Source organism: Pseudomonas sp. P1_C12, from assembly GCF_056406435.1.
On the sequence record NZ_JBFUAE010000012.1, the window covers coordinates 126885 to 148133 of the forward strand.

The following is a 21249-nucleotide window of genomic DNA, read 5'->3' on the forward strand; positions in this document are numbered from 1 at the left end:
CCACGCTCCCACAGGTTTTGCATTATCTGTGGGAGCGTGGCTTGCCCGCGATTTCGTTTTTACGGCCAACACACAACATCAGACTTACGCATTTTTATTAACTATTTAATGCCTATTTTTTATAATTAACTTATAACTAATCGGACTTTTACAGCCGCTACTTATATAAATATTGTTACAACCATCACCGACCCCTGACCAGGTGGAGGCCCACGGAACTAAAGCTTTTCCGGCCGACACCACTCCACGGTCAACCGCTGCACCCAAACCAGAAACCGGCTCAAGCCACCGCCGCCATGGTCTTCAAACCACGGCCCCGGCAACGCTTTGCCCATAAAAAACCGACAACGCCGACACAGCATCTACACACCCGGGGCTCACCATGCACAACACTTTCCGTTCAAACCGTCTGACGCTGGCCGTGTCGCTGGCGATATTCGGCTTGTCGGCTCACGCCGAAGAAAACACCAAGGATGGTGCCCTCCCTGTCGTTACCGTCACCGCCGAACACCACACAGAAGACCTGCAAAAGACCCCGCTGGCGATTTCCGCATTCGACGAAAAGGCCCTCGAAGACAAGCAGATCAAAAGCATTCGCGACCTCTCCGGGCAGGTACCGAACCTGACCCTCAGCCGCCAGTCGATCTCCTACAGCGCGCAGACCTACGGGATACGTGGCATCGGTGAAACCGATCCGATCCAGGAGTCGGCCGTCGCGGTCTACGCCGATGACCTGTACATCCCACGGGCCATTTCCTCGATGCTCGACTTCAACGACGTCGAACGCGTCGAAGTGCTGCGCGGCCCGCAAGGCACGCTGTATGGGCGTAACAGCAGCGCCGGTGCGATCCGCGTGATCACCCGCGATCCGACCCAGGAAACCCGTGGTTTCTTCGAACTCGGCGCCGGTGACTACAACGCGCAGAACGGCCGCCTGCTGATCAGCGGTCCGCTGGTGGACAACGCATTGTTCGGCAGCTTCTCGGCAATTCGCCTGACCCGTGACGGCACCGTCTCCAACCCGACACGCCACACCGATGTGAACAACATCGACATCCAGTCCTATCGCGGCAAGCTGCGCTACAACCCCGACGATTCGCCCTGGGATGTACAACTGACCCTGGCCGGTACGTTTGACCGTGGCGATACCACCAGCTACACGCCATTCGATGCCAACGGTCACTTCGATAAATTCAAGAGCTACAGCAGCCTCAATCCGAAAAACCGACTCGACCAGGGCAGCTCGGTGCTGCGCGCGATCTACACGATTGACGACCATCTGAACGTCAAATCGGTGACTGCCTACTCCGCATTCAACCAACCGGTGGACTATGACAACTCGGGGCAGGCAGCCCTGATTCAGAACAACCTGATCAACTACAACCAGGACTACGCCACCCAGGAATTGCAGCTCAACGGCGACTACGACGATTTCAGCTTCAGCACCGGCCTGTACCTGTACCACGAAAGTTTCGACGCCGAGCGCGACAACCTGACCTTTTCCATCGCGCGCAACCGGGTGATCGGCCAGGGCCAGTACAGCACAACCAATACCGAGAGCTACGCCCTTTATGGCCAGGGCAGTTACAACATCACGCCACAGCTGGCGCTGATCGCCGGACTGCGGTTTACCCGCGAGCACAAGAATTTCGATTACACCAACTACGCCATCACCACCAGCCGACAGATCACAGGGACCAACTTCAGCGCCGACTCAAGCAAATCGTGGCAGTCCACCAGCCCGAAACTCGGCTTCGAGTACGCCTGGACCCCGCACCTGAACCAGTACGCCTACGTGGCCAAGGGGTTCAAGGCCGGTGGCTTTGACAACCGCGCGCCAACCAAGGCCGCCGCCGAACAGGCGTTTTCACCGGAAGACGTGACCACCTGGGAAACCGGCTTCAAGGGTGACTTCTTCGACCGTCGCCTGCGTGCCAACCTCGCGCTGTTCTATAACGACTACAAAGACCTGCAGACCAACGCCTATGACCCGGCGCTGGGTGTCAGCCTGCGGACCAACGTCGGCAAGGCGCACACCTACGGCGTCGAGCTGGAAACCCTGACCGCACTGACCAACGACCTGCAACTGACCGCCAACGTTGGCTACCTGGAAAGCCAGTACGACGACTTCCAAAACGCCGGTGGCGCGGGTGTCGACGCCAATGGCAAGCAGCTGGTGTTTTCACCGCGCTGGAACGCCAGCGTCGGCCTCAACTACACCATCCCGGCTGGATTGCCTGGCACCTGGCTGGCCGGCACCGATGCGCAATTCCAGACCAAGTCCTTCGCCAACGCGCTGAACGACGACGTCCAGGAAATTCCCCAGCAGACCTTCTGGAACGCCAACACCCGCTACATCTCCGGCGACGGCCACTGGACTACCACGCTGTCGGTGAAAAACCTGCTCGATCGCGCGTACCCGCAATCGGTCGGCTTCGTGCCGTCCAGTGGCGCCCGCTACTACGCGATCAACGACCCGCGAACCCTCTTGTTGTCCGTGCGCTACGACCTTTAACCCCCATACAGGCAAGCATGCCAAGGAGCACTTTTATGGCTTTCACCCGCAGGGAACTGATTTCCCGCATTGCCGCCGTTGGTGGCTATTCCGCTGCTGTCAGCGCCCTCGGTGCGCTGGGGCTGACGCCTCAGGCCGTGGCATCGACTTTCAATCCGCTGCAACTGGGCAGCAGTGGCAAAGGCAAGCATGTGGTGGTGGTCGGTGCCGGCATTTCCGGCCTGGTCAGTGCCTATGAACTGCGCAAGGCTGGTTTTACCGTCACCATACTTGAAGCCCGCGAACGGGTGGGCGGGCGCAACTGGACCTTGCGTCGCGGTACCAAAGTCGATTTCGACGATGGCATCAGCCAGACAGTCGACTTCGATGACGGGCAGTTCTTCAACGCAGGCCCTGCGCGCATCCCCAGCCATCACCAGACCATCCTCGGCTACTGCCGTGAGTTGGGCGTAGAGCTGCAAGTGCTGGTCAACAGCAGCCGCAACGCACTGGCCTTGCCGGACCCGAAACAACCGGCATTCCAGTTGCGCCAGGCGGTCAACGACACGCGTGGGCAACTGTCCGAGTTGCTGGCGCGAACCGTCAGCCGCAAGGCTCTGGACCAGGACTTGAGCGCCGACGACCGCAAGGCGCTGCTGAGTTTCCTCAAGGTCTATGGCGACCTGAATGCCGACCTTCAATACAAAGGTTCGGTGCGCTCGGGGTACACACGGGTGCCCGGTGCGGGTGATCAAACCGGTATCACCCGCGCACCACTGGAACTGCAAACCCTGCTCAATCCCAAGCTCTGGGGCGCGTTGGTATTCGATGAGATACCGGAGTTTTCCTCGACCATGTTCCAGCCGGTCGGTGGCATGGACCGCATTCCCTATGCGTTCTACGAAAAACTCAAGGATGCGGTGCGCTTCAATGCCGAAGTCAGTGACATCCAGACTTCCGAGCAAGGCAGCCGCATCGCCTACCGCGACCGCAAGACCGGTACCACCCAGACCCTGACCGCTGATTACGCCATCGTCACCGTGCCGCTGCCGCTACTGGCGAAGTTGCCGAGCAACTTCAGCCAACCGTTCAAGCAAGCAATTGAGACCGCACAAAGCGATCAGGCGAACAAGGTCGCCTGGCAGTCGCCGCGGTTCTGGGAAACTGACTTCAACATCTACGGTGGCCTTTCCTACCTGGACCATGAAGTCAAAGGCTTGTGGTACCCCAGCGATCGCCTCAATAGCGCACAAGGAATTCTGGTCGCCGCCTACAACACCAGCGAATCGGCCCAGGCCTTCAGCAAGAAATCCCTCGCCGAACAATTCGCCTCCTCCCGGCAAGCCGTGGAACTGCTGCACCCCGGACACAGCACCAAGCTGCAAAAACCGGTGGCCATCAACTGGGCCAAGGTGCCGTTCAGCAAAGGCCCGTGGATCGTCAACGACGAGGTCGGTGAAAGCGCCTACCAGATTCTTAATGAACCTCAGGGCCGCACCTATCTGGCCAGCGATGCCCTGGCCCATGGCGGCGTCGGCATCTGGCAGAACAGCGCCGCCGACTCGGCGCGGCGCATCGTTTCGCTGATCGGCCGACATGCCGAACGCAATCAACCGGGCGTTGCCGCCTGACTCACTCAATAAAAGGATTGAACGATGAAAGCCATCACTTTGCTGACAGGACTGCTCATGACCGCGACCACCCTTGGCAGCCACGCCGACGAGATCAAACGTATCGCCCTGCCCAACTCGAACTTTCCGATTTCGCTGGCGGTGTCCGTGCCGGCACAAACCGACCTGCTGTTCGTCAGTGGCCTGCTGGCCGACCTGCACGACCCGAAAGCGCCCAAGGATTCCTTTGCCGCCTATGGCGACACCGCGACCCAGACCACTTCGATTCTCAACAAACTCAAGGGCGTATTGGAAGCCCAGGGGCTTGGGCTCGGCGATGTGGTGCAACTGCGGGTGTTCCTGGTGGGGGACCCGGCCAAGGGCGGCAAGCTGGATTTTGCCGGACTGCAAGAAGGCTATACGCCGTTCTTCGGCAGCACCGCGCAACCGAACAAACCAGCACGTACCGCCATTCAAGTGGTGGCCCTGCCGCTGCCCGGCGGCCTGGTCGAAATCGAAGCCGTCGCCGCTCGCAAGAAGTGACACGGAATTCACCCGCCATTCAGGAGTTTCACCTTCATGCTCAACTGCCCGGTGCGTCGAACGGCGCCTTCCTTTCGTCCCTTGTTAGTCCCGCTGTCGTTTGCCTGCGGCCTCGCCTCGTTCAGCATCGAGGCCGCCGAAACCAGCTCGCCGACCCTCAACACCGTGGTTGTCACGGGCAACCGCGGCACCGAGCAACGCACCGTCACCACCAGCCCGACACCGATCGACGTGGTGACCGGCGATCAACTGCGCTCGGTCGGCAAACCGAGCCTGCTGGAGGCGCTGAGTAAATTCATTCCGTCGTTCAACCTGCCCGACCGGGCGGGTTGGGATGCCAGCGGCGTGGTGCGCTCGGCCACCCTGCGCGGCCTGACCGCGTCCCACGTGCTGGTACTGGTCAACGGCAAGCGCCGGCATACCAGTGCGACGCTGAACATCAATGGCATCAACAGCGGTGCGGCACCCAGCGATCTCGATCTGATTCCGGTGGCCGCCATCGATCATATCGAGGTGCTGCGTGATGGCGCGGCCGCCCAATACGGTTCCGATGCCATCTCCGGGGTGATCAACATCATCCTCAAGCAGACCACCGGCGGCAGCTCGGACACGATCCTGGGCCAGAACTACGACGGTAAACGCGGTACCGGACAAGAAGCGCTCAACTATGGCTTCGAAGTCGGGGACGCCGGCGTGTTCAATGTCTCGCTCGATACCCGCTACCAGGAGCGTGACAACAAGGCCGGCAGCAATGGTTACAGCTCACATTACTATCCATTGGCGGACGGTTCGCCCGACCCGCGCGAGGCCACGGCCAGCCATCACACTTACAAAGGCTACGGCTTGCCGCGCAGCCAGTTGGCGGATGCTGCCTACAACCTCGACCTGCCCCTGAACGATGCCGTCACGCTGTACTCGTTCTCGACACTGGCTACGCGGGAAAACAACGACGGCCAGAATTTCCGTCTGCCCAGCGGCCGCAACACCATCACCACCGGTCCCAACGGCTTCCCCGACGGCTACAGCCCTTACTGGTTGATCAACGAGACCGACTTCCAGTCAGCCTTCGGCGCCAGGGGTGACGATATCGGCGGTTGGGCCTGGGACCTGAGCAGCACTTACGGACGCAACTACGCCAAGCAGCGCACCTATGACAACCAGAACCCGTCACTGGGGGAAAACACCCCGAACAAATTCACCTCCGGCATCTTCATCGCCGATCAGTGGACCAGTAACCTGGACCTGAAAAACAGCTACGACATCGGCCTGGTCAAGCCACTGGATGTCGCCTTCGGGTTCGAGCATCGACGCGATGGCTACGAGACCCGGGCGGGCTCCGAAGCCTCTTACATTGACGGCGGCTACGTGTTCCCGGCCGGCCATCCGCGCGCCGGCCAACGTCCCGATCCCGGCGCGCAGGTCACCAACGGCATCACCCCGGACGATGAGCAAAAGGTCAGTCGCAACAACGTCGCCAGCTACATCGACCTGGGCTTCTACCCTGTCGAGCAGTGGTACCTGGGCGTCGCGGCGCGCTATGAGCATTACAACGAAGGCGTGGGCAGTACGCGCAGCGGCAAGCTCAGTACCCGCTACGAGTTCAACCCGGTGTTTTCGGTGCGCGGCACCATCAGCAATGGCTTTCGCGCGCCGTCGCTGGCCAACGAGGTCTTCACCGCCCGCTCGACCGGGTTCGACACCATCAATGGCGTCTACCAGTCCTACAACTACGTGATTCTGCCGGTGGACTCGGCGGGTGCCCAGGCGCTGGGCGCAGAACCATTGAAACCCGAGCGCTCCACCAACTTCAGCCTCGGCTTCGCCCTGACCCCGAGCGAAAACCTGAGCCTGACGGTGGACGGCTACGTGATCAACCTGCGCGATCGCCTGGTACTCAGTGAACGCTTCCAGGGCCCTGGCGTCGCCGCCCTGCTCGACAGCATCGGCGTGCCGGCCACCGCCGGGGCGCAATTCTTCACCAACGGCGCCAGCACTCGCACGTCAGGGGTCGATGTGGTGGGTAATTACCGGCAGAACCTGAACAGCTTCGGCTCGGTGAGATGGACCGCGGCGCTGAACTACAACCACACGCAAATCCTCAGCGTCAACGATACCCCGTCGCAACTCACGGCCCTGAACAGCAGCTATCAACTGCTCGGTCGCCAGGCCCGTGCGCTGATTACCAAGACCTCCCCCAGCAGCAAGGCGATTTTCTCCGCCGACTGGGCGATCCACGACTTCGACGTCAACCTGCGCCTGACCCGTTTCGGCACCTACACCGAGGTCAACAGCTCCGCCGATCCGAGCCTGGACCGCGAATACTCCGCCAAGTGGATCACCGACCTCGATGTCGCGTACGCACTGACCAAACAGCTGACCGTCGCCCTCGGCGCGCAGAACCTGTTCGACACATACCCCGATCATATCGGTGTACCCAACTCTTCGTTCGGCGACAACTGGGGCAGCTTTTCACCGTTCGGCTTCACGGGTGGGTACTACTACACCCGCTTGCAGTACGCGTTCTGACGGAAGAAAACCCCACTAAGCTAATTCTTAAAAAGTATTTATAAAGTATTTTTTATAACCATATTATTCAGGTCAGTCGAACCTTTCTTTTCCTGATATCGAGCGTGCCATGTCGAAATCCACCCCATACACTGAAGCAAAATTCCGTCGTCCCGTGCTGGCCGGTCTGGTCGTTGCGCTGGCCTTGACGTTCTCCCTGCCGTCCCAGGCGCGGGAAACGCTGCGGATCGGCTACCAGAAGTCATCAACCCTCATCACCCTGTTGAAGACTCAAGGCACCCTGGATAAAACCCTCGCGCAACAGAACATCGACGTGAGCTGGCATGAGTTTCCAAGCGGCCTGCCTCTGCTGGAGGCGCTGAATGTCGGCAATGTCGACATCAGCGCCGACGTGGCGGACACCGTGCCGATCTTCGCCCAGGCCGCGCAGGCCAGACTGACCTACTTTGCCCAGGAAGCGCCCTCGCCTTCGGCCCAGGCAATCGTCGTGCACAAGGACTCGTCCCTGCATCAATTGGCGGATTTGAAAGGCAAGAAAGTGGCCGTCACCAAAGCCGCCGGCAGCCATTATTTGTTGATCGCCGCCCTGACAAAAGCCGGCCTGAAATTCTCGGACATTCAACCGGCCTATCTGTCGCCCGCTGATGGCCGCGCCGCCTTCGAGAACAACAAGGTCGACGCCTGGGTCACCTGGGAACCCTTCCTCACCAGCGCCCAACGCCAACTGCCAACCCGCACGTTGGCTGACGGCGCAGGCCTGGCCAGCTACAAGCGCTATTACCTGACCAGCACCCGCTACGCCGAGGAGCACCCACAAGTGCTCAAGGTGGTTTACGACCAACTGGAGAAAACCGGTAGCTGGGTAAAAACCAATCCCCGTGAGGCGGCTCAGGTGTTGAGTCCGTTGTGGGGCAACCTTGGCCTGGATACGGTCGAGACCGCCAATAGCCATCGCAGCTATCAGGTGCAGCCGGTCAAAAGCGACGAGTTGGGTGAGCAACAGAAAATCGCCGATGCATTTTTTGCCGCCGGCCTGTTGCCCAAGGCGGTGGATGCGCAGGATGTCGGGATCTGGCAGCCGTGAGGCGTGGATGATTCGGAAGCCTTCTGAAGCAAATCCACCAATCCCTGGTGCCCGCGGTGCGTGCCGGCCAGCGGCCAGTCCTCGCCCGGAATGATCCACTCGATATCTTCGGCAGACAACGCCAGCAGACCTGGCTTATCGCCGCGGCCCATGGCTGCAAAAAAATTCTTCACAGTCTGGACATTCTCTTGTGTGCTCATCGAAATCTCTCCATTTCCTTTACCCAGGATCGTGTCCGATCTAATCGGACACGTTGTGGGCCTGCTGGTGAGGACGTGGTGTCGGTGATTCAGCCGATATCGACATTCATGGCGATGTCCCAGGTGCCGGCGCCGTTTTTAGCCAGGCCGATCATCATCAGACCGAGCCACTCGAGCGTCTGGGCCATCTGCAGGCCGCCGACATCCAACGGACGCAGCCCGAGACTCTCGAGGAAGGTCGAGACGCGCGCCTTGGCGTCCGCATCGTCCGCCGCGATGAACGCGTCGAGGCGTTCATCCTTGGCAAGTACTTGGCCGAAGAGGGTATTGAACGCCTTGACGACATGCGCGCTGGCCGGGGCGCCCTTGGCGATCTCCTGCGCGCCGGAACTGCCGTGGGGGGTAACGAGGCCCGAGAGGTCGGGAGCGACCGGGTTGGTGATATCGATGATCACCTTACCGTCGAGCGCTTTCCCAAAGTCGGCCAGTACCGCCACCGCACTGGTGTACGGCACGGCGAGAATGACGATGTCGCCCGCCGGAGTGACGCCGTAAGTCCCTGTGATCGCTCCGGATGCGAGCTTGTCGGCAAGCGCCTGCGCCTTGGCGGGATCGCGGCTGACCACCTCGACGGTGTGTCCGGCCTTGGCGATACGGCCGGCGATCGCCGTGGCCATGCCTCCCGAACCGATGATGCTGATAGTGCTCATGTGCAGTCTCCGTTCTGAAATCAGGTATTTTCCATCTTTTCTGGACGGGTTACGCCGTCGCGGCTTGGCCACCCGCCGGGCGCAGTGCGACCCGGCGGTGTGCCGTCATCTCATCAGTCGGCCGGGAAGTAATGACCGCTATCAAGATCGGCGAAGAGTCCGGGCTGGGTCGGTTCCCAGCCAAGAACCCGGCGCGTGATGGCGTTCGATGTCGGGGTGTCCAGCGTGACCAGATTCGCAAGGAACCCGAAGTAGCCAGGCAGCATCAGCACGTCCGCGGGAATAGACACGGCCGGCAGATTCAACCGGCTGGCAATGGCTTCGGCGATCTGGCGGTACGGGACAGCCACGTCGGCGATTGCATGCCAGCTTCTGCCCGCGGCGCCTTTCTCCAGCGCCAGGCGAAACACGGTGGCGAGGTCACGGGCATGCACGGCCCCCCAGCGGTTGGCACCGTCTCCGGGGTAGCCGACGACACCCTTTTCCTTGGCCAGCCCGATCAATAGCGGAAGGAAGCCGGCGTTATCGGTGGAGCTGTGCATGATCTCAGGGATCCGCACGATCGAAGACCGTATGCCCTTTTCGGCGAGACCGATCACCGTGGTTTCCACGATGTTCCGAACCCGCAGGGTATTCTTGTACGGATCGCCGCCGGGAAGGGGCGGATCCTCCTCGGTGGCCGGCCGGCCCAAGCCCTCCCACCCGGGCGAGCCGACGCTTCCAGATGCGACCAACGGCTTTGCGCTTCCGGCCAGTGCTTCGCCATAGGCGAGCATGATCTCAAGTTCCGCGGCCGCAACGGCGTTGATCCCGCCGGTTGGAATCAGGTCCTGCCGATGCGCGAGGTGAATGACGCCGTCCGCGGCTGCGGCCGCCTCCTTGAGCCCGTCGAGATCCTCGAGATTGCCGCGACGTACCTTGGCGCCGAGCGCAGCAGCCTGCGCCGCGGCCGTGTCGGACCGAGCCAGGGCAGTGACCTTATGGCCGGCGGCGATAAGATCGGAGATGATGTACGGACCGGAATGGCCGGTGCCGCCAGTAACAAAAACGTGCATATGCGTGCTCCTCGTGGGTGATAGGGTGCGGGAAAAGGTGCTAAGGGGACTGTGCCGGACGCATTTGCGATCCAGCGCCCCGTCGTCAGCTCAAGTCAGTCGGCGCAAAGTAATGGCCGTTGTCCAGGTCCTCGATCAGACCGGGCTGAACGGGATCCCAGCCAAGCGCCTGGCGGGTGATGGCGTTCGACGCGGGGAGGTCTAGCGTGGCCACTGCCGCCAGGAACCCAAAGTAGCCCGGCAGCATCAGTTCGTCCGCGGGGATGCTCACGGCGGGTATTCCCAGGCGAGCGGCTATAGCCTCGGCGATCTCGCGGAACGGGATTCCCTCGTCGCCGATCGCGTGCCAGGTTTTGCCTGCGGCCCCCTTCTCGAGCGCCAGGCGGAACAGAGAGGCAAGATCGCGGACGTGCACGGCGGGCCACCGGTTCTTGCCGTCTCCCGGATAGCCGGCGAAACCCTTTGTTTTCGCGAGCATGATCAGCTGCAGGCGACCGCTCGCACTGTGTAAGAGTGTGGGAATCCGCACGACCGACGATCTAACACCTCGCTCGGCGAGACCCACGACGGCGGTTTCCACGATATTGCGTGCCAACAGAGTGCCTGAATCGATCGGGCCGCCAGGTAGAGCGGGATCATCCTCGGTCGCCGGTCGGCCCAGACTGACCGGTGCGCCGATAGGCGCCGCTCTGCCCACGTTCATGGGCGTGCCGATACTGCCTGCAACGACCAGTGGCTTATCCGTGCCCGCCAGCGCCTCGCCGAACGCGAGGACGGTCGCGAGTTCCGATTCGACTAAGGCGGCGATCCCGCCGGACGGAAGCAGTTCGGCCCTGTATCCGAGGTGGATGACGCCGTCGGACTCGACCGCCGCCGCCTTGAGCCCTTCGAGGTCGGCAAGATCTCCACGACGCACCTTGGCGCCGAGCGCGGACGCCGCTGACGCGGACGCGTCTGACCTTGCCAGAGCGACGACCTCGTGGCCGGCTGCGATGAGGTCGGGGATGACGTACGAACCGACGTGGCCGGTGCCGCCAGTGACGAAAACGAGCATGTTATTGGCCCTTCTGTGCAGTGTGATACGAGACGTGCGCGTGCGCTCAGCCAGGAAGGCTGACGCCGATCGCGAAATGGGTGTTTTTGACCGAGTGGGTCATGAGGCCCAGCGACAGCAGGCAGACGTGCTCCAGCGTTCGAGCCATAAGCAGCGGCCCAGTGTCCATCGGGCGCAGTCCGAGGCTTTTGATGAACGCCGAGACGCGTACCTTCGCCTGCGCGCCGTCCCCGGCGATGAACACGTCCAGCGGGTGCCCCTCGACAGGACCGGCGGCCAGAACGTGGGAGAAGTGGGTGTTGAACGCCTTGACGACTTCGGCGTCGGTAGGGGCGGCGTTGGCGATCTCCTGTGCACCGAAACTGTCCTGAGGGGTCACAAAGCTTGTGAAGTCGGGGGCGACGGGGTTGGTGATGTCGACAAGAAGCTTGCCTGCCAGTGCTTCGCCGTATTGCTTCACCACGTCGAGAACGACGGAGTAGGGAACCGCCAGGATGACAATATCCCCAGCCAGGGCGGCGCCGTAAGTTCCTGTCGTGGCACCTGCTCCGATCTGCTCGGCCAGCGCCCGCGCCTTGGCGGCGTCACGACTCATCAACTCGACGGTGTATCCGGCCTTGGCGGCAAGGCCGCCGATCGCTGCGGCCATGTCACCTGAGCCGATAATGCTGATAGTGCTCATGCGCGGTATCCTTGCAGGTATGGGGTAGATCATTCCAAGGCTGCTGGTGCGATCCGGCGAACTCATTCAACGTGCGATCCATGCTGGGCGCTTCACTTGCAAAAAGCAAGCGATCTACTGAGTTTTACTTGCGACATGCAAGCGATGCTAAGATCCAGCCATGAAGACAACTCTTAAAGAAGACTTTCGGTCCCATTGCGCGGTGAACTACGGCGTGGAGATTTTCGGCGACCGCTGGTCGCTCTTGATCATTCGCGACATCGTTTTTGTGGGAAAGAAGACGTATGGCGATTTCCTGAAATCGGAAGAGGGAATCGCGACCAATGTGCTTGCTTCGCGACTTGCCTTTCTTGAGAAGCAAGGCGTTCTCTCGAAGGCGCCAAGCCCCGACGACAGGCGCAAGGACTTTTACACGTTGACCGAGAAGGGTCTGGACCTCATTCCCATTGTGATCAACATTGTGCTCTGGAGCGCGAAGCATGATTCGAAGTCGTACGTGCGGCGCCGTGAGGAGTTTGTGGCTCGATTAAGTCAAAACCCGATGCAGGTGAGCGATGAAGTGAAGGCGCTGGTCCGCAATGGCGGGTGCATCTTTCCTGAGAGCGGGGGATGAACAAGGCGGCAAACGCGCGCTGTCACGGCGCACACGGCGTCGCCCTCACTTCAATCAGACTGTGGCTGCCCTTTTCCACGAGGGAGATCGCATCAAAATTGACGATCACGATCTATCAGTCAAACTTGACCAAGTCCTTAAAGATCAGCTGGCCCCAGCTATTTCCACGCGCCTGCACAAGCAGTCCACCTTCCGAAAGCCCGCCAAGTTTGATCGGCGAGAAACCGAGACTTTCCGCAAGCGTACCCACCTCCGCTGCGGCGCCATCATCGTCGCTCGCCAGGAACACGACTCTCCTGCCACCCTGTACAGCCGGATCCTGGTCAAGGACGGCAGCGACCAAATGGTTGAAGCCCTTGACCAGTCTTGCACCCGTGAAAGCCTGCGCGACGACCTTGGAGGAAGGCTGTCCTCCCAGTTCCTCAGGGGGCACGCCGTAGGCATTGGTCACATCGATGAGGGTCTTGCCCTTCCAGGTTGGCAGCGCCTTCGCGACTTCCCGGTGCGACTCAAAACGGACAGCCAAAAAGATGATGTCCGCCGTGAGCGCTTCCACCAGTTTTTTGGGGATGATCGAGGGTCCGATCGCGGCCGCATCGGCGGCAAAACTTTCCGGGTCGCGCGTGGTTGCAACGGATACTTCGATGCCTTTGCGGGCAAACGCCTTGGCAAGCGCCTGGCCGAGTTTGCCGAAGCCGATAATTGCGTAGCTCATAAAAATCTCCTTTGGTTTGCCACGCCCTGCGGGCTCCAAATATGAAATGGAGTGACCGCTCGGGCGTAGCGAATCAGATTTGCGCCAGACCGCCGTCGACGGCGACTTCGCTGGCGGTCATGAAGCTGCTGTCCTGCGACGCTAGAAACGCGGCTGCCGCTCCGATCTCCGCCGGATCGGCCATTCGCTGGAGCGGATTCATCGAAGCGAAGACCTTCATGCCTTCTTCGCCTAGCGCTGCCTTCGCGAGTTCGGTCGCCGTCGGCCCGGGCGACAGCACGTTGACCCGGATACCGGTGCCCTTCAGGTCCTCCGCCCAGGTCCGCGCGAGGTTGCGCACTGCCGCCTTGCTTGCGCTGTAGACGCTGAATGCCGGGGCGCCCGTGGTGCCGGCGCTCGATCCGGTCAGGATGATCGAACCGCCCTGCCCCATCAGCGGCAGCGCCTTCTGGACTGTGAAGATCGTCCCCTTCACGTTGGTGTCGAAGGTTTCGTCAATGTGCTCGGCGGTGATCTTGCCGAGCGCAAGCGGGCTTCCCGCCCCGGCATTGGCGAAGACGATGTCGAGGGTTCCGCGCTCGGCCTTTACCGCCGCGTAGAGTCGATCGAGGTCGGCCAGATCGGAGACCGAGCCCTTCACCGCGCGGGCATTGGGCCCGAGGTCGGCCATGGCGGCGTCGAGCGCTTCCTGGCGGCGGCCGAAGATGAAGACGAAGGCGCCTTCCTCGATGAAGCGCTTCGCTGCGGCGAGGCCGATACCGGTAGCGCCGCCGGTGATCACGGCGGTCTTTCCATTCAGTCTGGTCATGACGTGCATCCTTCGTTGGCGTTGTACCCAAGCAGGAAATTGCTTGCTTGAGACGAGGATGCAGCGCTGATAACCTAAGGACAAGTATGCACCTTTTGGTAAGTATCAAAAAATGACGACGACATCTGAAATCTGCGACACCGGTTGCGGGCTCAACGCCACGCTACGCATCATCTCGGGCAAGTGGAAACCGCTGGTCCTGTTTTTCCTGCGCGGCGGCCCGAAACGCTATGGCGAGCTCAAGCGTTTGATCCCTGGAGTCAGCGACAAGGTGCTGATCCAGCAGTTGAAGGATCTGGAAGCCGATCAGGTGCTTGCACGGACCGACTACAAGGAAGTGCCCCCGCGCGTGGACTACACGCTGACCCCGCTCGGCCGTAGTCTGGCTGATGCGATCATCCCGCTGTGCACCTGGGGAACCGAGAACGCGGCGCAAATGGCAAGCATCTTCGCCAAGCGCGACGCTTTGGCCTAGCGGGATGCAGACGAACCGCTGAGTGGGACGATTTTGCGCAGGCGCGCGCCGTCTTTTCGCAGAGCGAACACCTGAGCCGCCACGCCAACAACGAGCGCAAGGGCTATAAAACCGAGCGCACCTTTGAGCAATGGCGAATTCGGGTCAGTGACGATGGGGTGGCCATCGGGGACTCGACGCAACGTCTCCGAGACGGTCGGGACCATCAGCAAGAACGCCGTCAAGCTCAGAAAGATGGTTTCAAGGTACACCCTTGCCCGACCCAGCCAGACAACAAAGCCGACTCCGTAACCGGCGAGCAACAGCACGATCGTGACCGCCCCGATCACAGGGCTGATCGGTTGATGGGCCACCAGAAACACAGTAAAGCCGCCGATCAACATCGAGACGAAATAGCCAAGGCCGGCCCGCGACCGTGGCACGATGCGCCCGTGCCTGATGAACATGTAGGCAGCCAAGGGAATGGCTGGCAAGCTTGCGAGGGTGTGTACCCAGCCAAGGGCAGAGATCCCGAACATTCGACTATTCCTTTTTTGATTGGATGATGTACATAACGCAGCGAACGCTGTTGCGTTGCCGATCAACCGCGTGAAAGCGCTATGATTCTGGGGTTCAGACTATTGAAGGCATGGCCGGACTGATATGACGGATCTACTCGAAGAGTTGACCATTCGTCCAGAGATGCAGTTAGAGGGGCTGGCCACATTGGTGAGCTTTGCACCTTGCACTTCAATGTGCTCCACCGAGCGAAACGACAGCCGAAATGCCCGCTGTGCGATAACTTGATGAAGATAAGTTGTTGGCGCCGGATTTGTGCCGATTTACATGTGGATCAGTCTTGCGCCGACAAATGGGTTAATTCGTCATCGGTTAACTCTTCCAAGATTTAGCGCTGCGGAGCGGGTGAGAAAAAATACATCGTTATCCATCTTGAGCTGGCGGTTTTCCTGCTCCAGCTGCCGGATACGCTGCTGTTCGGCGGTTAGCGGTTTTCCAATCCCGGGCTGCCCCAATTGCTCAGCCTCGTACTGCTGCACCCAGCGCCGGACGGCTGTCTCACCAATATTCAGATCGCGGCAGACCTGCGGAACAGTCAGCCCCTGGTCCTTGATCATCTTCACGACTTGCAGCTTGAAGCTGTCGTCGAATGTCCTGCGTTTGTCGGTCATGAAAAACTCCTCGATAGATGCATTTTCCACTTATCGAGGTGTCCGGGGAAATTAGACCACTACACTGGGAAACTCGCATGCACGGTTCTTAGGGGGTTGGACGCGGGTGACCGCGTCTGACTACCCGACAACCAGATTCGGCCGTGGGCACTCGGACGCAAAAACTGGCTCTTTGCAGGTTCCCTGCGCAGCGGAAAACGGGCGGCGGCGATCATGAGTTTGATCCAGTCGGCGCGGCTCAACGGGCATGATCCGTACGCCTATTTGAAGGACGTGCTCACGCGCCTACCGACGCAACGGGCAAGTGATATTGCGCAGCTGCTGCCGCATAGGTGGCAACCGGTTCAGTGACGCAAGACGGGAGGCCCGGACGCATACCCTAGTTTGACGAATTGCATCGAGTGCCTCCTTGGGCTCTGTACGAAATATTATCGGACGAAGAGCGGTTACTGGATTCTTGGGCCAAATCCACCATAAGGTTTCAACGGTACAACAGAAGTAACTTCCAGCATCCCGGAATTTACCAGTGGCAGCGTTGCCAGCTTTTCCCGAACGGCAGCCTCGTTTTCGGCTTCAACCAGTAGGCAGGCGCCACCCATGTCACCCCGGTGCCAGATGTTGCGGATAAATCCCTCCAGATAGAGAGCCCTGGCACGCTGTGCTTCGGCTTCGAGATGAGGCGCAAAATCCGCGTCAGAAAAACGCTCCGAGACTCGACGCGAAAGCGTGATGAACTGCATATGTATATCCCCTTCAAGGCGTTCGTCGTTTAAACAGTTCACGGATAATTGCAAAAAATACTATTCTGGTCCAAGACGCGTTCTGCATGACTTGAGACCCGATTCACATGACCTTAGATCTTCGATTGCTTGTTGCGTTTATCGCTGTCGCTGAAACTGAAAATGTCGGTCAAGCCGCCAGCCGTCTACATATCTCGCAGTCGCCTTTGAGTCGGCAAATCATTCAGCTTGAAGCGCAGCTTGGTCTGAGGTTGTTCGAACGCGCACGTCAGCGCATGCGCCTGACTGACGAAGGACGTCTTTTCCATCAGGAGGCGCGCAGCCTGGTCGCCCATGCATCTGAAGTCGAAGCAGTGGCGCGCAGTATCGCTCTTGGTGAGACAGGCCATATTGCCGTGGGTTATGTCGAAGCGGCCATGCACTCCAATGTATTACCGCGTGCCCTTGCGGGTCTGCAATCAGGCCATCAGGCTGCTACCTTCGAACTCCGCCCCATGGGCTCCTCAGAACAATCCGAGGCCCTGCTCGGTAGAGCGCTCGATTTCGGGCTGGTTTATTCAGTTCCTGAGAGCGCAGACATAGAGTCCATGGAGGTTTCAAGCGAAGCGCTACTGCTTGTTCTGGGAAAAAGACATGCTATGGCCACGCAAGCGAGCATTGCTCCTCAAGACTTGAACGGGGAGCGTTGGGTTGCCTTGGCCCGGTCAAAAAATCCTGCGGCCCGCCAGCGTTTTCTTGAGAACTGTTCCGCTTGCGGTTTCTTGCCTGACATCAAGGTAGAGGCGGATGACCTGCTGGCAGCCTTGCGGCTGGTGGCCTCAGGTTTGGGCATTACCTTTGTCCAGGCGAGTCTTCGGGATTTTCTTGCAGATAGCGTCATATTTCGCGAGCTGCCCTGGTTTCCTTCACGGGTCAGGGTCTATGCCATCTGGCGCAAGGACGACCCCAAGCCGCTTGTCGCGACGCTCCGGCAAGCGCTCTTGGCGGCTGCATAAATGGGCGACCGTTTAACTAGGCAAGGTGTGTTCCGCGGACGCTTACGGTGCTGATGACGCCGGAATGAGCTCATCCTGAAAGACAGCTTTGGGCCTGGTATAACCAGATTCAAGAAAGGCCAAGCGTGCAGGAATGGCGAGCGATGGTAGAGCATGGTGCGCCACGCAGTTGACTTCATACATTTGCCCTAGAGTAGCTAGCTCGTCTTACAATACTTTCACATCCGTTGGCGTACGGTAGATCTAGCTCCTTTTGTGATTCCCAGCCCGCCCTCCCCATCGCGGGCTTTTTTTCGGCCCGCGAGGGCCCTAGTTTGTACTCAATCCAAAATCACTTGGTCAGCCAGGACTCAACAGTCGCGGAGCCGTGTTCTGCTTTCCACTCTTTCAGCGTTTTGTGATTGCCGCCTTTGGTTTCTACCACTTCGCTGGTGTTAGGTTTTTATAGACCCTCACTTGCAGCAGATTACGAGTGCCGACGCTATAGGGTTAGGGCCGAGTGAAACGCTCCATGCACCCCAGTGAATGCTGAGCATTCAAGGTAGCTGATAAAGCCGAGTGCGCACCGTGACTCTATCTCCCACCCTCAGTTAGCCCTCCTGCTACGCTGACTTCTTTCACGGAGGAATCACGATGTCGAACGCAGACCTACTCCCTTCCCTACTCTTCAAGATCAATCAAAAACAGTTGGCTCTCGAAGCCGCCATCATGGAGCTGACGATGTGGGTCGAGCAGCGCGGCTCGGGTGAGATTGGAGGCAATGTGCGCGGCGCGCTGGCAACGATCAGCAAGAACGAGGAATTCATCAACATGACGTTAGCAGTGCTGATGACGCCGGAATGACTTCTTCCTTATAGACACAAATCGGGTAAACGTTCATTTCCCTGGAAATACGTTCTCGGCAGAAGGCCCACGGTGTCTGTGGCGGCTTCTAATCTCAACAGTTGCTGCTGCCATGACTCGCCATCTATACGACCGTCAGAGATAGGCCAATCTCGGTCATCTCTGACGTGCAGACGAGGCATCAATACCTTGGCGCCGATTGTTCCAGTCAGACAGACCACTCACAGATAGCGCGCCCAACGATAGGTCGATCAATACTTGCTTGATGCCAACAGAATCGCGAGCACAAGGATCAGGTGACGCCCACTGCTTACATCCGATGATGTTCCAGCAAGAAGTCCACAAACAACCGCACCCGCGCCGGCATTGCCGAGCCACCTACGAACACCGCATGAATCGGTTCCTGGTCGCCGGGATTCCAGGCTTCGAGCAGCGGTATCAGTTGGCCGCGCTGCAGATCCTCGCTCACGCTGAATTCGCCAATGCGCGCAATGCCGGCACCTACTCTCGCGAGTTGTGCCAGTGCTTCACCACTGCTGCATTCGATGTTGCCGTTGACCTTCAGGGAGAACTCTCTTCCGTCGCGGATGAACGGCCAGTTCGGTTCGGCACGCCGGAAGTTGAAGCGTAGGCAGTTGTGCCTTAGCAAGTCTTCCGGTTCCTGGGGAGTGCCGTGCCGCTGCAGATACTCGGGAGATGCCACCACTACCTGGCCGGTGTCGCCGATCCTGCGCGCGGTCAGCGGGCTGTCTGGCAGATGACCAAAGCGCACCGCCACGTCCGCCTGGCCACCGAGAATGTCGACCACTTCGTCGCCGAGCGTGAGGTCGACGACGATGTTCGGGTAACGAGCGCTGAATGCTGCCACCAAAGGAACGATGGCCAGCCGTCCATGGCCAAGGGCGGCGCTAACCCGCAATCGGCCCTTCGGTACGCCCTGATCGGCAATGGCTTCTTCAACCTCGTCCATGTCGGCCAAGATACGCCGGGCCCCCCGCAGGAAAGCTTCGCCCTCGGCGGTGAAGGTGATCGCTCGTGTGGTGCGCAACAGCAGGCGGGTGCCAAGACGTTGTTCGGCCCGTGCGATGATGCGACTGACCGCCGAGGGTGTCAGCCCCAATGCACGCGCGGCGGCCGACAGGCTGCCTTCCTGCGCCACGGTGGCGAACACGCTCATTTCACCTGACCTGCCATTGAAGTCCACTTGTGCCCCTTACGCAAAGGTGATTGCCGAAAATGCTATCTACCGCCTCAAAAGGTTGGATCGTAGCATTGGCGGCATAGATAAGGAGCCTTCCATGCGTATCAATCCACCACTTGTCGCACTCGCCATCGGTGCCTTTGGCATCGGCGTTACTGAGTTTTCCCCCATGGGCATGTTGCCGGGAATCGCTGCGGATCTGGGCGTTTCCATTCCCGCCGCAGGTCTGTTGGTCAGTGCTTACGCCTTGGGCGTACTGCTCGGCGCGCCGCTGATGACCCTGACCACCGGCAAGATTCCCCGGCGATATCTGTTGATCGGACTCATGGCGATTTTCACCCTGGGTAACCTGATGTCAGCCCTGGCTACCGATTACTACAGCCTCATGTTCGCCAGGGTGGTGACCTCGCTCAACCACGGTGCGTTCTTTGGCGTCGGCTCCATCGTCGCCGCTAGCGTGGTCGCGCCGGAGAAACGTGCCGGGGCGGTTGCGGCAATGTTCATGGGCCTGACCCTGGCGACCATCGGCGGTGTGCCGTTGGCCGCCTGGTTTGGCGAACTGTTCGGCTGGCGTACCGCATTCGGGGGTATTACCGGTCTTGGCGTAGTAGCTATGGCCGCGTTGTGGTTCGCCCTGCCCAATCTGCCGGCGCCGCAGGGCGTGGGTGTACTTGCCGAGATACGGGTACTGGGCCGAGGCCCGGTGCTGGGAGCATTGGCCCTGACCGTAGTCGGCTCGGGTGCAATGTTTACCGTCTTCACCTACATCGCGCCGATCCTCAGCAGCGAAACCCACGCTTCCACTGCCTACATCACCGCCATGCTGGTGCTGTTCGGTGTAGGGTTGACGCTGGGCAACATGTGGGGCGGCAAGGCCGCCGACCGATCGATCGATCGCACCCTGGTCGTTTCGTTAAGCGTGCTGATTCTCGTCTTGCTGGCGTTCACCGTACTGATGCGTTGGCCGCTACCGGCCGCCGTCGCCATCCTGATATGGGGTATCGCCAGCTTCGCCCTGGTGCCGCCGCTACAGATGCGCGTGATGGAAGCTGCCAAGGACGCGCCCAATCTGGCCTCGGTGGTGAACATCGGTGCCTTCAATTTTGGTAACGCGATTGGTGCGGCGCTGGGCGGAGCGGTGATCAATACTGGGTTGGGTTATCCCGCGATCTCCTTGGCCGGAGCGGCGATGGCGGGTCTGGGGCTGCTGATGGTGTTGGCTTTTGCCCGGCGCTCCAGAACGAGTGCGGCTGCGGTGGCGTGAGATGAGGAGGGGGCTGTTAGTCACCACCGATGAGTGACGGCTAGTGGTCGAAAGCTTTAGCCACAAAAGGCAGCAAACGGCCTGTGGATTCAACCGGTCGATGCAACACAACTAAATTCTGTGTAAGCAGAAGGAGTGTTGCAGATGAACCAGTCGGCACGGCTTAACATCCATGAACCGTATGCGTATTTAAAGGGCGTGTTCACGCGCCTGCCGACGCAGCGGGCGAGTGAAGTCGATCAGTTGTTGCCGCATAAGTGGCAACCGGTTTCATCACGCAAGGCGTGGTGTCGGACGCATAAACCTAGCCGATAGCTGTGACAAAGGCGGTGTTTTTCACTTAAAAGTACGTGGACACCTTCGCCATTATCGCCAGGATTTCCATGCGTCAGAGAACTTCTTGCCCCAAACCTTTTAAAGCCCAAGTCGTCCAAGAATACGTACAGCCGGACGTCTCAATGAAAAGCG

Annotated in this window: 19 protein-coding genes and 5 pseudogenes; 12 read left to right on the top strand and 12 right to left on the bottom strand. The window is 59.8% G+C overall.

What is annotated here, in order from left to right:
* Nucleotides 1-382: 382 nt before the first annotated feature.
* From AC1D19_RS20570 to AC1D19_RS20590, 5 genes are all read left to right on the top strand, one after another.
* Nucleotides 383-2515, top strand: a complete 2133-nt coding sequence (locus AC1D19_RS20570) for a TonB-dependent receptor (RefSeq protein WP_477764370.1) — start codon at nt 383-385, stop codon at nt 2513-2515.
* Nucleotides 2516-2550: 35 nt separating this feature from the next.
* Nucleotides 2551-4125 (top strand): flavin monoamine oxidase family protein, encoded by a 1575-nt coding sequence (locus AC1D19_RS20575; RefSeq protein ID WP_477764371.1) that lies wholly within the window; start codon nt 2551-2553, stop codon nt 4123-4125.
* Nucleotides 4126-4149: 24 nt separating this feature from the next.
* Entirely contained in the window at nt 4150-4647 is a 498-nt protein-coding gene (locus AC1D19_RS20580; protein WP_477764372.1) for a RidA family protein, read from the top strand.
* Between the two features lie 36 nt (nt 4648-4683).
* Nucleotides 4684-7173 carry a TonB-dependent receptor plug domain-containing protein gene (locus AC1D19_RS20585; protein ID WP_477764373.1) on the top strand — a complete coding sequence of 830 codons (2490 nt, stop codon included), beginning with the start codon at nt 4684-4686 and terminating at the stop codon, nt 7171-7173.
* Between the two features lie 109 nt (nt 7174-7282).
* Nucleotides 7283-8257 carry an aliphatic sulfonate ABC transporter substrate-binding protein gene (locus tag AC1D19_RS20590; RefSeq protein WP_477754380.1) on the top strand — a complete coding sequence of 325 codons (975 nt, stop codon included), beginning with the start codon at nt 7283-7285 and terminating at the stop codon, nt 8255-8257.
* Between the two features lie 289 nt (nt 8258-8546).
* Here the strand turns inward: AC1D19_RS20590 and AC1D19_RS20595 are convergent, their stop codons facing one another.
* The 4 genes from AC1D19_RS20595 to AC1D19_RS20610 form a co-directional block, all read right to left on the bottom strand.
* A complete protein-coding gene (locus tag AC1D19_RS20595) occupies nt 8547-9167 on the bottom strand; it encodes an NADPH-dependent F420 reductase (RefSeq protein WP_477764374.1) in 621 nt (206 codons plus the stop codon).
* Between the two features lie 113 nt (nt 9168-9280).
* Nucleotides 9281-10222 carry an SDR family oxidoreductase gene (locus AC1D19_RS20600; RefSeq protein WP_477764375.1) on the bottom strand — a complete coding sequence of 314 codons (942 nt, stop codon included), beginning with the start codon at nt 10220-10222 and terminating at the stop codon, nt 9281-9283.
* 85 nt (nt 10223-10307) lie between these two features.
* Nucleotides 10308-11276: an SDR family oxidoreductase gene (locus tag AC1D19_RS20605; RefSeq protein ID WP_477764376.1), complete on the bottom strand. Its 969-nt coding sequence runs from the start codon at nt 11274-11276 to the stop codon at nt 10308-10310.
* A 46-nt stretch (nt 11277-11322) separates the two neighbouring features.
* Nucleotides 11323-11958: an NADPH-dependent F420 reductase gene (locus AC1D19_RS20610; protein WP_477764377.1), complete on the bottom strand. Its 636-nt coding sequence runs from the start codon at nt 11956-11958 to the stop codon at nt 11323-11325.
* 160 nt (nt 11959-12118) lie between these two features.
* Here AC1D19_RS20610 and AC1D19_RS20615 point away from each other — a divergent pair, with 160 nt between their 5' ends.
* Nucleotides 12119-12571 (top strand): winged helix-turn-helix transcriptional regulator, encoded by a 453-nt coding sequence (locus AC1D19_RS20615; RefSeq protein WP_477754385.1) that lies wholly within the window; start codon nt 12119-12121, stop codon nt 12569-12571.
* A gap of 115 nt (nt 12572-12686) precedes the next feature.
* Here AC1D19_RS20615 and AC1D19_RS20620 read toward each other — a convergent pair whose 3' ends face one another.
* Entirely contained in the window at nt 12687-13286 is a 600-nt protein-coding gene (locus AC1D19_RS20620; RefSeq protein WP_477764378.1) for an NADPH-dependent F420 reductase, read from the bottom strand.
* 73 nt (nt 13287-13359) lie between these two features.
* Nucleotides 13360-14094 carry an SDR family NAD(P)-dependent oxidoreductase gene (locus AC1D19_RS20625; protein WP_477764379.1) on the bottom strand — a complete coding sequence of 245 codons (735 nt, stop codon included), beginning with the start codon at nt 14092-14094 and terminating at the stop codon, nt 13360-13362.
* 112 nt (nt 14095-14206) lie between these two features.
* Between AC1D19_RS20625 and AC1D19_RS20630 the strand changes: the two genes are divergently transcribed.
* Nucleotides 14207-14569, top strand: coding sequence for a winged helix-turn-helix transcriptional regulator (locus AC1D19_RS20630; protein WP_210639524.1), 363 nt, complete (start codon nt 14207-14209; stop codon nt 14567-14569).
* Here AC1D19_RS20630 and AC1D19_RS20635 read toward each other — a convergent pair.
* The 3 genes and pseudogenes from AC1D19_RS20635 to AC1D19_RS20645 form a co-directional block, all read right to left on the bottom strand.
* A complete protein-coding gene (locus AC1D19_RS20635) occupies nt 14566-15087 on the bottom strand; it encodes a hypothetical protein (RefSeq protein WP_477764380.1) in 522 nt (173 codons plus the stop codon). The two genes, AC1D19_RS20630 and AC1D19_RS20635, sit on opposite strands and share 4 nt — an antisense overlap.
* 186 nt (nt 15088-15273) lie before the next feature.
* A pseudogene (locus tag AC1D19_RS20640) lies at nt 15274-15366 on the bottom strand (heat-shock protein); the annotation flags it as partial.
* 117 nt (nt 15367-15483) lie between these two features.
* A pseudogene (locus tag AC1D19_RS20645) lies at nt 15484-15738 on the bottom strand (transposase); the annotation flags it as partial.
* A gap of 126 nt (nt 15739-15864) precedes the next feature.
* Between AC1D19_RS20645 and AC1D19_RS20650 the strand changes: the two are divergent.
* Nucleotides 15865-16089, top strand: a pseudogene (locus tag AC1D19_RS20650) (transposase domain-containing protein); the annotation flags it as partial.
* A gap of 95 nt (nt 16090-16184) precedes the next feature.
* Here AC1D19_RS20650 and AC1D19_RS20655 read toward each other — a convergent pair.
* Nucleotides 16185-16478, bottom strand: coding sequence for a muconolactone Delta-isomerase family protein (locus AC1D19_RS20655; RefSeq protein WP_477754389.1), 294 nt, complete (start codon nt 16476-16478; stop codon nt 16185-16187).
* Nucleotides 16479-16585: 107 nt separating this feature from the next.
* On the opposite strand from AC1D19_RS20655, the gene AC1D19_RS20660 reads away from it, so the two are divergent.
* Nucleotides 16586-17473 carry a LysR family transcriptional regulator gene (locus tag AC1D19_RS20660; RefSeq protein ID WP_477764381.1) on the top strand — a complete coding sequence of 296 codons (888 nt, stop codon included), beginning with the start codon at nt 16586-16588 and terminating at the stop codon, nt 17471-17473.
* A gap of 331 nt (nt 17474-17804) precedes the next feature.
* On the opposite strand, the pseudogene AC1D19_RS20665 reads toward AC1D19_RS20660, so the two are convergent.
* Nucleotides 17805-17950 (bottom strand): annotated as a pseudogene (locus AC1D19_RS20665) (transcriptional regulator); the annotation flags it as partial.
* A 156-nt stretch (nt 17951-18106) separates the two neighbouring features.
* On the opposite strand from AC1D19_RS20665, the gene AC1D19_RS20670 reads away from it, so the two are divergent.
* Entirely contained in the window at nt 18107-18316 is a 210-nt protein-coding gene (locus AC1D19_RS20670; RefSeq protein WP_477760226.1) for a hypothetical protein, read from the top strand.
* Nucleotides 18317-18626: 310 nt separating this feature from the next.
* Here the strand turns inward: AC1D19_RS20670 and AC1D19_RS20675 are convergent, their stop codons facing one another.
* Nucleotides 18627-19520, bottom strand: coding sequence for a LysR family transcriptional regulator (locus AC1D19_RS20675; protein WP_477764382.1), 894 nt, complete (start codon nt 19518-19520; stop codon nt 18627-18629).
* Nucleotides 19521-19614: 94 nt separating this feature from the next.
* Here AC1D19_RS20675 and AC1D19_RS20680 point away from each other — a divergent pair, with 94 nt between their 5' ends.
* Both AC1D19_RS20680 and AC1D19_RS20685 read left to right on the top strand, forming a co-directional pair.
* Complete coding sequence (locus AC1D19_RS20680; RefSeq protein WP_477764383.1) at nt 19615-20781, top strand: MFS transporter; 1167 nt, start codon at nt 19615-19617, stop codon at nt 20779-20781.
* A gap of 147 nt (nt 20782-20928) precedes the next feature.
* Nucleotides 20929-21096: pseudogene (locus AC1D19_RS20685) on the top strand (transposase domain-containing protein); the annotation flags it as partial.
* Nucleotides 21097-21249 lie beyond the last annotated feature (153 nt).